This is a genomic window from Pelomonas sp. Root405 (assembly GCF_001425165.1).
Lineage (GTDB): Bacteria > Pseudomonadota > Gammaproteobacteria > Burkholderiales > Burkholderiaceae_C > Pelomonas.
On the sequence record NZ_LMDU01000001.1, the window covers coordinates 141,502 to 153,580 of the forward strand.

Here is a 12,079-nt window from a genome sequence, read left to right on the forward strand (position 1 = left end):
AACACAAGCATTTCAGCCGTACGTGGAGGCAAGATGAACCCTTTGTCCAGGGAAGCACTAGAGGGGCGGCTTGCGCTGCTGGTGAATGCTCAATTTGCTGAGCTTCGAGGCCTGACACTCCCACAGGACGAGCAGCAAGACCGACAGTTTCATCTGCGTCTCGCAGAAGCAGACCTGAGGGAAGTGGACCTCCTTGATTGCTTCGAGCGTTGGGCCTCGGTCGATGAGTACGCAGCCTGCCAAACCCTGCTTCCGGCGCTCGGCTTGTCCGCTCGGGCCGACGCCATCCGGTTGGAGCGCCTTCTGCGAATGGTTCAGGAACGCCCCGATTCGCGCGCCAACTACATCTCGGAAACGCTTCAGGTTAGGTTCGCCAGCGAGCCTTCGCTCCCTCTTGACCTAGCTGCGTCTTTCGATTCGGAGGTTCCCATCGACGACAAGGCCTGTCGGGTATGGGCAACCAGTTTCGCCATGGCTCACCCTGTCGCGGCGGCCCAGTTCGTCATTGACCGGCTGGAGCCGTCAGCCGGCGATCAAACGGCCGCCAGCGCTCTCGTGGTGGCAATTCCTTGGCGGGCAGTTGAGGTCAGAGACCTGCTGGCGTCCCATCGCCAGTCCCTGCTGACCTGGCTGAAAGGCCTGCTGGAGACAAACGCCGACGACGCTTGGTACTGCCTTGTCCAGCTTGGGCAGTTCGATGCCGACGCGGACATGCTGGTTGCCGACGCCCTCAAGCATGGCGTCTCGGCAGCCGCCTTCCACGTTGCGCGGTCCCTTTTCAGTATCGGCGGAACCACTTATGGGGCTGGCAACGCTCCCTTGGGCGGCGTCCTTCAGCGTCTGGTGACGCTTGCCTGTGCCGACAAATCGCTTTGCGGCAACGTAGACCTTGCCCTCAGCTCCTGTCTCAGGAAGGCAAGTCAGCGACCGCTTGCGATTGACTGCCTGCGTAGGTTGGGGGATGGCCCAAACGACGTCCTTGAACGCTTCAATTCGGTCTTCTATGCCGTGTGCAGCGACGCAACCTCGTTTCGGGACATCCTGACCGGTTGGCTGCTCAGTCCCTCCGCTTCCTTGACGGTCATCAGCGGCATGCTCAACCAGGTCACGATACAGCGTGCGCGCGCCGAGTTGGATGAGCAACTGCTGGCGCAGGTGTCGCCGGAGGCAAGGACCAAGGTGGTTCGCCGACTTCTTGGGTTGCTCGGGGACGGCAGCGCGCTATGTCAGTTCGCCGCAAACATCGCCAGGATGGTGAACTTGGGAGACGCCGGTCTTCAACTAGCGAATCAGATGTTCAACATATTGAAGGACGAGTTCCCTGGAGCTACCGAGGAGTTCCTGAAACCCCTGGCGGACAAGGCACGACGGCGAGAGCGAGGCGGCCCGATCTTCGCCGGCATCTACGCATCCGTCCTGCAATGGAGGCAGCACCTAGAAGGGCTACCTCTTCGGCCGGAGCTGCGAATCAGTGATGCGGGCGCGCTGGCGCTTCGAAGCGCGCGTATGAAGCAGCAGGCCATCATCCACCGCGGAGCGGAGGAGATGTCGGTCTTTGCATCCACGATGACCAAGATTCGCGTCGCGCAAGGCCACCGCTTCACAAGCCACATGGCGGACGGGCCCATGGAAATCAGCTCGATGGGGCACTTCAGCCATTCCATTGAGCTGCCGTCGTCAGAGCTGTCCGATCCGATGCGTGGCTTTATCCATCGAATGAAGATGCTGGAGAACTCGCGATGAACGATGCTCTGCAGCTTTTAGTTGCCGACTACCTCAGCTTGATGAGGGAGTCAGGCGAGCTTGACGCCTTCATGCCATTGCTCATTGCGGGGATGGGCCACCAGGTTCTGCACACGGCCCAACGAGGTGTGCGGGAGCAAGGCGTAGATATGGCGTCCGTTGGAAAAGATGACAAGGGACGCAAGACGCTCTTCATGTGGGTCCTCAAGTGCGGAAACATCGGTCGGATCGAGTGGAACGTCGGGTCCCAGTCGATTCAGCATTCATTGGACGACCTCGTCCAGGTTTACGTCCGCGCCAACATTCCTCCGGAGCACAAGAAGCTTCCAAGGAAGGCCATGGTTGTCACGAACGGCGAGTTTTTGTCGAGCGTGCAGCAGAACATGACGGGCTTGTTCGAATCTTTGAAGGAGCGGTACGACCTGGATGTCTCGGCCGTCAACAACTCGGTCCTGGCCGCTTGGACGGTGGATCATCTCTTCGACGAGCACATCCTTCCGGTTGAACGCCGCATGCTCTTTCGCCGGATGCTGGCCAACGTGAGCCAACCTGACCTTTGCATCAGCATTGGGAGGCAGCTGATAGACGGTTTGGTGGCGGACCTTCCTGTCACCGAGGGTTCAAAAGGCTCCCAGAAGAAGCGCACGCTGCTGGCGCTGAGGGGCGTGCGTGCGGTGCTCTCCGCGCTGACGCTTCGAGGCGCCGCCGAAGAGAACGTCCTGGCGCCGTACAGGCTCTCTGAGTACGCAGTGCTCGCCGTGTGGTCGAGGCTGCACGCGGAACTGGCTGGAGCCGTACTGCCAGCCAATGCCAAAGAGTTCGCACGGCTCGTCCGTGAGACCATGACCATTGCCTTGCGGTATCACGAGCGGCTCGACGGGTACTACCGGACCCAAGACGCCTTCGCTTACGTCCTCCCGCACAACCTATTCCTGTCCCAGCGCATTTTTGAGGAGGCCGGGCGGCTCGGTTTTCAGGGTTGCTTCTGGGCTTGGCAGAGCCGCGCGAGCGACAAGAGCCTTGGGCTGCATTGGGCCTACGCAAACAAGCTCGTCTGCTTGTTGCAAACCCACTCTGGCCTTCAATTTCCAGCATTCGATCATCAGGCGACTGACATCCATCATGGCTTGCTGCTGCTGAGCATCACGGGCTACATGGACGAGGCAAAGAACTGGGTCAACGCGCTCTGTCAGCGGTTCAGCGTCGCTCGGGCAAAGAAGGAGTTGTGGCCGACAGTCCAGACGCTGGAGCAGCAGCTGCAGGTCCGCTTCGACTTCGAGGAGCCTACCGACAATGGAGTGTCGTCGTCGACGCTCATCCCGATTTTGCTGCTCTGGACTGCGGCGCTTGGCCTTGATGAGGGCTACAAGTTCCTCCGTGAGGTTCTGATTCCTGAAACTAAATGGAGCACGCCCAACTTGTGGAGTCCTGACGCCGGGTACGACGGCATCCTTGATGACCACCGAGAGCTGGCGAGCCATGGCGTTGGTGAGGCCCTGGCATTTGTTCCGGCTGAGCCGACTGAATACCTTGCAAGAATGGCCAAGGTATTGCCAGGCGTAGAGCCCATCGCGAAGGCGGATTGGTACAAAAGCAACCACCCGTTTATACCCATGCTGGCGGCCCTTCACTGGGGACTGCAGTTGCCTCGGGAGATGCTCGTCCAGCAAGCGGTGGCCTTCTGCGAAGGCGGACAGGCGCTCGCGCTGAGGCTCCAGGCTTCAGGATCGGCGTCAAAGGGCGCAGGTCATATGCAGTGAACCACGTGCCACCCGGCGCTCCGGCGCCCTGGTCGCTCACTGGAACCCCAGCGCCTCCTGAACGCCCTTGCCCTTGAACTCCGCAACCGGCCAGCCCTTCACGTTCCGCGCTTCGAACTTCCCGTCGTAGCCGATGTGCACGAACATCAGGCGGTAAGCCAGGGTCAGCAGCTTGTAGAGGTCGTCGAAGTGAATCTGCATGCGGTCATCTTTGGGCTCCCAACTGCCATGTGCGGTTGGGTTCCTCAAGTCACTCCAGGCCTTGATTTCCTCGCCCGTCACCGCGCCAACGTCCTTGAGCAGCCTCAGCGCGTCGATGGTCCGGCCGCCTGCGCTTAGCAAGCTAAGGACCGCGTCTAGCCGCTCGGGCAAAGGGCGCTTGTCTGGCAGTTTGTTAGCCTCGCCAAACTGCTTGGTCAGGTCATCGAGCTCGGGCAGCTTCAGGACGGTAGTTTTGATTGACTCGACTACCGCCAGATGCTCAGGCGTGGCCCTGAACCGGCCCGCGAGCTGTCCGGTCTGCGCCAATGCTTCAACGGCCACCGCGAGGCTCAGGGCGATAGCCGCCATAGAGGCGCCGCTCATGTCGAACAAGCTGCCGATCTTCCGCGTCAGCTGGGACATGCGTTCGACGTCCCCGTCCTTGCAGGCATGCTCGTAGTAGGCCGTCGCGAGCTTGTAGAAGTCCTGCTCGGCGAAGCGATCTTGTATGGGAGGCGCGACGAGACTAGCGTGGACTGGCCGGTGCTTGGTAAACAGGATCGAACGCAGCGTCGCGTGAGCCACTTCCGTGCAAATAGGCTGCGCCAGCAGCGCCGAACAGAACATCATCGCCTCCTCGACTCGCACGTCGAAGTGCCTCGGAGGGATAGCGCCGCCCACAGCGTGCACAGTCAGCTCGCCGCGCTCTACCGTTTCGTCTCGGAACCGCCGGACATAGTTGAGTTCCAGGTTTGCCAGCCGACCCTTGGACCCATCTCTGCCAATGAATCTGCTCCCGTTCCGGCCCACCTCGTCAACGCGGTGGTTTTCCGGCATCCGCAGTTTTTCGATATAGGTCAGCCTGGCGGCGTAGGCAGGCTCCTCAGCCTGCGAGATGTTCTCGACGTAGCTTGCTTCGAAAAGAACCGCGCACTCGTCCTGACCCGGCCGCTCTCGCACCGTGACACGCGGGCAAGTCCAATGCACGCCCTCGCTTGTCATGGCCTCAAGCTCGAAATACTGATCGTCCCGGACGAGCTGCCCTAGCTCGTAGTTCTCCGTCATTGACAGCTGCGCAAAGGCGTCCTTAATGGAGCTGCCCGGCTTCGGTGCTCGAAGATCGCCTTTCACGCCGAAGGATTTACCGAGTTCTAGGGTCCCCGGCGCTTCGTAGACCGTCGGCTTCTCCACGGCCAACTGGGTGAGCCGGATTCGAACGCACGGAATCCGCAGCTTGTCTTCAAGGTACTGATGGAGGTATTCGTCTCGTGACGTAGGTGCGGTGTCGAGCAACGGCTGGGGCACAGATGCCATTTGGTACTCGAAAACTGAGCGTCCATCAGGGACGGTTCGGGTCAAGGCTACGTTCACGACGCGATGCGAGCGTGTGTGCCAGCATGCTCCCGCAGCAGATACAGCAGGCCTCCACCGTCGATGAGCTCGAGCGGCTTATCCTTCGAAAAGTTGTAGGCATCCGTGCCGTAGCCGCTCGTGCACACGAGGATGCCCTTGGAGGCGCCCTCGTTGAGCATCGTTCCGTACAAGTCGCGCACCGCGCTCACCCCAACCGTGTCGCGGTATCGCTTAGCCTGGATGACGACCTTGCCGCCCAGGACTGGGCGAGCGTCAAACGCTACGGCATCAACACCACCGTCCCTAGACGAGCGCGTGAGCTTGGTTTCGAGCCCCATCTTGCCGAACAGGTTCGATACCAGGACCTCGAACTCACTGGGCGTGAGGTCCATGAGATTCGGCCGTGACTCCAGGCCGGAGAGCGCATCGCCTTGCTCGATGAACCGCCGGTCGACCATGTCGAACTCTACGATTGGCTTCACCGCTTGAAGTTCATCAGGTCGGCTCGACACGTGCGATCCCAGGTTCCGAAGGCAGACCACCTTGTCGACCTTGTCCAGACGAATCTTTTCGAACTCGGCCTTGGGGGCGCGGACGCTGATGACCGGTACACGTACCTCACGGCCAGTGGCCGGGTCGAGGGTGTCAAGGATGCCCGTGAACGTGACCAAGGCCAGCGCATCAGCCTGATCCGCTTCGAACAACTCATGCAGGGTCCGAAGCGAGACCGAAGCCACCAAGTCCTGGTACAGCTTTCTCGTGTCCGCAAGCTTGCGAGCTTTAGACTCAATCTCGTCCCGCGACTTGATATATCGGTACTCTGCCTCTGCTGGAATCACCGACGACAGGGGTAACTCGTACTCGACCACCAACTCGCTGGACGCCGCGTTGTAGGCCAGCCGGAAGTTCTGTGGGAACCCCTGTTCTGGATACTCGGATCGCGAGAGAACCATCTCGTTGTAGGCGACGACGGCATCTGCGTCTTTTGCCCGATAGTCGGCCTCGAACTCGTCAACCTCCGCATTCCTCCGCTGCTGCTCGGCTTCAAACGCCGCTTTGCGTTGAGCGTGTTCATCCAGAGCCTTGGCTGTCGCTGCCGCCTTCGTTGCTTCGACACGTTCATGCTCAGCCAGCGCAGATGCGTGAGAGGCGCGGTTCGCCTCGACGGCTCGAGCATGCTTCGAAGATGCACCTGGGATGAGCTTCTGCATCCAAGAGAGCGGCTCGACAACAGCGGGTGTGGGGGCCGGCTTAGAAACCAACGCAGACGGCAGCTTGAACGGCTCGAACGCGCTGCGGTTGCGAAGCGAATTGAAGCTGATGCGGTCGTCCACTCGCAGCGTATGAGCCAGAACACCCTGCACGGCATCGAGTTGATCCTTGACCTCGGAGTTGAGGTCCTCGGTCTCAGCCTCGCGGTCGGCCAAGTATTGAGCCTTTGTCTCCTTGGCTAAGGTTTGGTCAGCACGCCGTAGCTGATTGGCGGCCGTCCGTTGATGCCGCTCAAGCTGCCGCTGTTGGGTAGCCGCCGAACGAACGGATCGTTGCCTTTCTCGCTCGGCCGCCGCCATGGCGCGACCGGCAGCGCGCAAGAACCCCTCGACCCCCGACCTACGTCCCATGTTTTTCTCCCTGCGTTCTATAAGGTGCAGCTCTAGGCCGCGAGACGATTGGATGTCGGGTTTGGAAACTCGTCAATTGAAGCTCACCCGGCGCCGGAACGTAGCGCAAGCAGGGGCGAACACGCGAGTTTGGCGGCTTCACGCCCCGCGAGGCATCACTAACGTGCGACACACAAGCAAAAACGGGCCAGCCAGGGGCAGCCCGGCAGGCCCAAACGCTGTGCGTCGAGGAGACCCGCAGAACTGCACTGTGAGACGCGCATGCAGCGCGCGGTACGGTTAGGCCGCCATGGCCAAATCGCGACGAAGCATCTCGACCGAACTCATCGCGGCACGGCGATCCGACATCTGCGCGAGGTGCTGGTCTTGCTGGGCGAGCGACTTGCTCAGCAGCGCCTTTAGGTGCTCGCTGGTCGCAATTCGTCGTTGGGCCGCGCGGATCTTCTGACCGAACTGCGGGCGCGAAAGCAGCATCTGCTCGAGCGCGGCATCGTGCCGAGCGGGGAAGACGGACCACCAACTGAGGATGCTTTCGACGTCGTTGAGGTTCAAAAACATGGTTCGGCTCCGTGCCTTGACGCCCCAAAATTCGGGGCTTACCAACACTGCAATTCCATCCAGCTATCGGCGCAAGCCGCTCCGCGGTGGAGAACTCTCTCGCGGCCGCATGCCGTCAGCTGCCGACGCGCCAAAAAGGAAGCCCCTGGCATGGCCAGGGGCTGAACCTACGCTGTCACGCGAAGGCCTGCTCAGGGAGGAAAAGCAGGGGGCCAAAGCCCGAAGCGGATGCTATGTGCCCTAACTGACGACGCGCTGTCAGCAGCACTTTGCCTTGACCTTCACAATCGCAGCAGCTCATTAAGGAGTTCAGATGCCAGCAGCAACCATAGGCGCAGGCGGGGTCATTAACCTACCTCCGCAGGTGCTCAATGTGCTGAAGCTACGTGACGGCGACCGCATCCAGATCGTCATTCTCGGAGATGGCGAGTGCCTCTTGGTCCCGGTCAACAGGTCAGTGACGGAACTCCGTAGCATGTTCGGCAACGCTGCATGACGTGTATCAATCGAAGACATGAATGACGCCGCGGACATCCAGGCTGCGGCGTGCAAGGCTAGGCTCGCGCCAGTTCACAGGTCGTCGATGTGCACCCGCTCTTCGGCCCACCTCCTCACCAGTTCCTGCGCGTCAGCGCGAGCATCGTCAAGCGCTTCCTCGCGGGTGTCGCGGTGTCTGACGCACTCGTGGCGCAGCGCGCTTTTGCTGTTCGAGTCCACAACGAACCTGACAACACCGACGAAGCCCAACGCATAGAGCTGCACGCCGGCCAACGCCGACGCCGAGCCGTCACGGGCGAAGTACATGTTTTCCATCGAAGCTCCACCAGGTAGGCGCGACCGGCGCAGGTCTTCCAAGCCTAGGACGAGCCAGCAACAGCTTCAAGGCAGATCAGCGCCGCCGCCGGTGGCGTGAGGGACGGCGGCTCGCGCGGCGTGTCTGGCATGTCGTGCACTTTGAGGCTTGTCAGCCTACAAGAACTGGCGTGATGCCTCAACGACCGCTCCGACGGTTGCAGTGGGGATCGCTAAGGTCACGAGGATCCGGGCAGCATAGCGACAACCCCACCGGAGGCACAGTCGAATCGTTGGCTGCACTGCCACCAGCACGATGCACTGCGCACTTCCACTTTGCTGACTCCCGCGACGCTTGGCCTGCGGCTGCAATGGGTCGAGAGGGCCGTTCCATCGCTTCGAGCAGCAGACATTCCGGCGCGAGTCGATGGCCACGGCCGGTACCAGCCAGGCTGGACGACCGCGTCACCCTCGACACCGGTCGTTCAAGCCGTCAAACGGCCAGGTGTGCCGGCGACCGCTTCATGCCAGGCATCGTCAACTCGACGACTGACCGCCGATGACGGCAACCGCTGCGGAATTGATCTTCACCCCTGGTCGCGGACTTCGGCTTGGGGCACATTACTGACCCACGCATGACCAGCGCGCCAGAATGGCGCGCACACGTCGAGGAATGCGTCGCCCGCATGGCCGACTACCGGCAGGTCGGGTAGGCTGTGTCAACGGTCCGATCTGATGGGTAGAACTCGGCGTTGCTGCGCGTCCTGCACGAGTCGCTGTGCGCGCCAGGTCGCTAGCCCTTCTGGCCAGTGGTGTTCATCACTCCGATGTTCTCGCCGACAGATTGCAGCGTGGTTCCTGGCGTCCAGCGCTTGGCCGATTCCGACAATGCGGCCAACTGCGCAGAGAACCGGTCCAGATCGGCGACCGGAATGAAGACCCACTGCGTATGGCTCGGCGTGGGGCCCGGCTCGGCAATGACCGTGGTGTTGATTCTGAGCTTGAGATACCGGGTCGAAGTGCCGTTCATATTTAGGTCTCCGATGAAGGCCTCGGCGCCGCCGAAGTGGTGGAACTCTTCGTTCGGGTCGATGAAGTCCATAGCGTCCTCTCGGTCAATCAAAAAGGTCGCCCGTCGTGGGCGGGGGCGATTCAGGTGCGGCCGGCGCCTTGCTCTTCGGCCTGAATCTCCTAGCTTTCAACATCCGCGCTTCTGGATCTACAGCGGCGTCGCGCCACTCGTCCTCGAACATGTCGGGCGCGTTGGCCCACGACGCGGGTTCGGGTAACTTCTTCCAAGGCGCTGGTTCAGGATAGGTCTCAAGTAGCTCGGCCGGAAAACGCTGCAGATACTTGCCGGCGTCAGCCACTGGGCAATACAGCCAGTCCAGACGGTCTTCCATGCGCAGGATGACCGGCATGCGTTTCTCGAACCCGGGCTCGTGCAACCGGTCATAAACGCCGTGACCATCAGCATTCACCGTCAGCATGGTGAATGACAACACCTCTATGCCGTGCTGGTCGCGCCACATCCCCCATAGGCCCGCCACTGCCATCGGGTCGCCATTGCGCTGCTTTACCGCCCAACGGACTGGGTCGCCGCTTTCCCAGTTGTCCTCGTACAGCAGCTCTGCAGGGATGACGCAGCGGTGGCCACTGAACCACGCTTCCTTGAATGAAGCCTTGGTGCGCATGGTCTCCGTCCGGCAGTTATAGGTCTTGCGGCCGTAGACAAGGTCTTCGGCCCATTCAGGCACCAGGCCGAACTGCCCTGAAACACATTGCGCGGCCAGCTCGGCCTTATGGTCATCGCGGATGATGAACGGGGATGCGAACCCGACGTAGGTCTCCGGTGGTGAAGCGTCGTCCGGCCGCACCACACCGAAGTGGGCTAGCAGGCGGTCTTGTAGGGTGACGGGCTTGTAGTTGGAGCACATGCCGTTCGTCCGCCTGCATCAGCCTTAGTTCGCCACGCTGACGGTGGTCACGGTGCCGTCTTCAGCCATCGGATGCCTGGTGCCATTGCCCCATATCCGTGAGCCGAAGAGGCGGTTGTACTCGGCGACGAAGAGCTGGCGTTGCTCCCAAGTCCGAAAGCAGCCGTAGTGCATCACTGAGTCTGAGTAGCACCACAACGGGTGCATTGGAGACTCAATGAAATGTGTGGTTGCAACCGTCTCTTGCCCGCCTTCAATCGGCTGGTCACATAGCGGGCAGGTCGATACGCCGAGGATGAGGAGGGCCATCGTCAGGGGGCTTAAGCGGTTGCTGGCGATTCTGGCGCCGCCCGACTCAACGCGGCTTCACCACGCTGTTCAGAGCTTCCGCCAGGCGTCGCCCAGCAAGGGCGATCTGTGCGACCAGGGTGCCATCCCAGCGCGCGGCGTAGGAAGGACCGGTTGTCCGATCCAAAGGGTAGAACCCCGCAGCGCTCCTGACTATGCATGACTCTCGCGCCCAGCGAGCTGGGTCAACGGTGTCATGGGTCCTCGGTGCCGCCGCAGACGCCTCTTGCAGCAGTTGGCTCATGCCACCAGCGCGGCGCCGGATGAGATCGCCGTCCCAGACCGCATGAAGATTCGATCCTCGGCCGAACGCGCGCACCTGAAACTGATTGCCCCCCTTGTCGCTGGCCAGGCCGACATGGAGAGGTTGGTGGATGTCGCCGACGAAGTGGATGAGGTACTTCATGGCGAGCAACCGCTCGGTATCAGGTGCAGCGGACTTCAGCACCTGGACCTTCGTCACGATCGCTTCTACCAAGCACCGGCCGCCCGCGCAGTCGCGCTCTCGGCGGTATGTGCAGTCGCCTTCAGGTAGGTTGACGTAGTGCAGCGGCGCCGTGACGCCGGACCGTTTCTCGTCGGCCCAGGTGGATACCGAAACCATCGTGGCGCCCGGCTCCAGGCTCAGCAGTCGGCCAACCTCTGCGGCGGCGGCAGGCGATAGCTGCGACTCGGCCAGTTCGGCGATGAGCCGATGGCCGTCAGCGCCCCAGGCTGACGCGCTCAGCGGCGCGGCGAGGCCGGACAGTACGGCGAGATGTGTAAAGAACCTCATTCGGAGATGCGATGAAGCGGCGTGCGCCGCGTTGAAGCTGTATAAATATACAGTATGTGGCTTGATGTCATTTGTACGAGGCAGCGCGGACGCAAGCTGCCGCAGGAGCATCTTGAAGGGCTGGTGCCGGCACGCGCCAGGCTCTGGGTGACGGTGATGCGGGGGTGGGCCGACGACGGTTCGCGACGGCCTATGACTGCCTCGCTTCTTGGTGTGCGGGGCGGCCCAGATCTTCGATGGCGCCAGCTTGACCATGCGAGGGTCAAGATCCGTGACGGCCAGATCATGGTCCTGGGCTACGAGGATCACGGCTTCAGCCCGAAGGCGCCGAAGCTCGTGCCGCAAGTCTGGTGGTGTGATCCCGTCCGCGATCCCGTCGATGAGCATGAGGCCCGAGCCAAGGCCAAGTTCCCACCCACTATGAACAAGGCCAGGCGCGCAGCACTCGGGCTGCAAATCACGCCGCCAGCCTGGGCAGATCAGGACGCGCCAAAGGATCTCAGATGAAGTACGACGACACCCATGTCAACGAAGCTGCGCTGAGCGTGGTCAATGGCTCTGATTTCGATATGGCGGTGATGGCCGATGAGTCGGGCAAGCCCATGCGCTACCTGTGCAGCTGCCCACCGCTCGGCGTGCCATATGTGCGTCGTGAGTCGTGGCGGCGACTTGTCGTACATGTCGCTGACTGCGACGCGCCAGGCCTCCAGCAGCGACTGCTCGACGCGTTGGGCGTGGATCTGATGGACGTGCCGTTTTAGGACGAGGGCGCTTGCCGGGGTGTGTGTGCGTCAGGCGGGAGCGACGATTGCCGCGATGGCCGAGCTTGCGTTCAGGAGGAAACATGGCAAACGAACCGATCCAACCGCAGCCTGGCAGGCGGCCGGTCTACGCAGTTGACTCAGACGCGGAAGACCAGCGGGTGACCAAGCCAGGTAGGGCGCTGCCTCCACTGCAGAAGCCGAATCTGCCACCGCCCGGGGCTAAGGA

General features: G+C 61.6%; 12 protein-coding genes. 4 read left to right on the forward strand and 8 right to left on the reverse strand.

What is annotated here, in order from left to right:
• Nucleotides 1–33 precede the first annotated feature (33 nt).
• Together ASC81_RS00670 and ASC81_RS00675 are read left to right on the forward strand one after the other, a co-directional pair.
• Complete coding sequence (locus tag ASC81_RS00670) at nucleotides 34–1,743, forward strand: hypothetical protein (RefSeq protein WP_156391626.1); 1,710 nt, start codon at nucleotides 34–36, stop codon at nucleotides 1,741–1,743.
• Nucleotides 1,740–3,503 (forward strand): hypothetical protein, encoded by a 1,764-nt coding sequence (locus tag ASC81_RS00675; RefSeq protein WP_056261401.1) that lies wholly within the window; start codon nucleotides 1,740–1,742, stop codon nucleotides 3,501–3,503. The genes ASC81_RS00670 and ASC81_RS00675 overlap by 4 nt, the downstream gene beginning before the upstream one ends.
• A gap of 36 nt (nucleotides 3,504–3,539) precedes the next feature.
• Here the strand turns inward: ASC81_RS00675 and ASC81_RS00680 are convergent, their stop codons facing one another.
• The 8 genes from ASC81_RS00680 to ASC81_RS00715 all read right to left on the reverse strand — a co-directional run bounded on the left by ASC81_RS00680 (nucleotide 3,540) and on the right by ASC81_RS00715 (nucleotide 11,089).
• Nucleotides 3,540–5,018, reverse strand: coding sequence for a hypothetical protein (locus ASC81_RS00680; RefSeq protein WP_056261403.1), 1,479 nt, complete (start codon nucleotides 5,016–5,018; stop codon nucleotides 3,540–3,542).
• A 53-nt stretch (nucleotides 5,019–5,071) separates the two neighbouring features.
• Entirely contained in the window at nucleotides 5,072–6,484 is a 1,413-nt protein-coding gene (locus ASC81_RS00685) for a restriction endonuclease (protein WP_235533528.1), read from the reverse strand.
• A 474-nt stretch (nucleotides 6,485–6,958) separates the two neighbouring features.
• Nucleotides 6,959–7,237 (reverse strand): hypothetical protein, encoded by a 279-nt coding sequence (locus tag ASC81_RS00690; RefSeq protein ID WP_056261408.1) that lies wholly within the window; start codon nucleotides 7,235–7,237, stop codon nucleotides 6,959–6,961.
• Between the two features lie 570 nt (nucleotides 7,238–7,807).
• Entirely contained in the window at nucleotides 7,808–8,050 is a 243-nt protein-coding gene (locus ASC81_RS00695) for a hypothetical protein (RefSeq protein ID WP_156391628.1), read from the reverse strand.
• Between the two features lie 772 nt (nucleotides 8,051–8,822).
• Nucleotides 8,823–9,131, reverse strand: a complete 309-nt coding sequence (locus ASC81_RS00700; RefSeq protein ID WP_056261414.1) for a hypothetical protein — start codon at nucleotides 9,129–9,131, stop codon at nucleotides 8,823–8,825.
• Nucleotides 9,132–9,144: 13 nt separating this feature from the next.
• Nucleotides 9,145–9,966: an SOS response-associated peptidase gene (locus tag ASC81_RS00705; RefSeq protein ID WP_056261418.1), complete on the reverse strand. Its 822-nt coding sequence runs from the start codon at nucleotides 9,964–9,966 to the stop codon at nucleotides 9,145–9,147.
• Nucleotides 9,967–9,990: 24 nt separating this feature from the next.
• The gene (locus ASC81_RS00710; protein WP_056261419.1) at nucleotides 9,991–10,275 is read right to left on the reverse strand and encodes a hypothetical protein; all 285 of its coding nucleotides are present in this window, start codon (nucleotides 10,273–10,275) and stop codon (nucleotides 9,991–9,993) included.
• 46 nt (nucleotides 10,276–10,321) lie between these two features.
• Complete coding sequence (locus ASC81_RS00715; protein WP_056261422.1) at nucleotides 10,322–11,089, reverse strand: S1/P1 nuclease; 768 nt, start codon at nucleotides 11,087–11,089, stop codon at nucleotides 10,322–10,324.
• Nucleotides 11,090–11,143: 54 nt separating this feature from the next.
• Here ASC81_RS00715 and ASC81_RS27300 point away from each other — a divergent pair, with 54 nt between their 5' ends.
• Together ASC81_RS27300 and ASC81_RS00725 are read left to right on the forward strand one after the other, a co-directional pair.
• On the forward strand, nucleotides 11,144–11,596 hold the full coding sequence (locus ASC81_RS27300) for a hypothetical protein (RefSeq protein WP_056261425.1): 453 nt from the start codon (nucleotides 11,144–11,146) through the stop codon (nucleotides 11,594–11,596).
• Nucleotides 11,593–11,850 carry a hypothetical protein gene (locus ASC81_RS00725; RefSeq protein WP_056261427.1) on the forward strand — a complete coding sequence of 86 codons (258 nt, stop codon included), beginning with the start codon at nucleotides 11,593–11,595 and terminating at the stop codon, nucleotides 11,848–11,850. Before ASC81_RS27300 ends, ASC81_RS00725 begins: the two co-directional genes overlap by 4 nt.
• Nucleotides 11,851–12,079 lie beyond the last annotated feature (229 nt).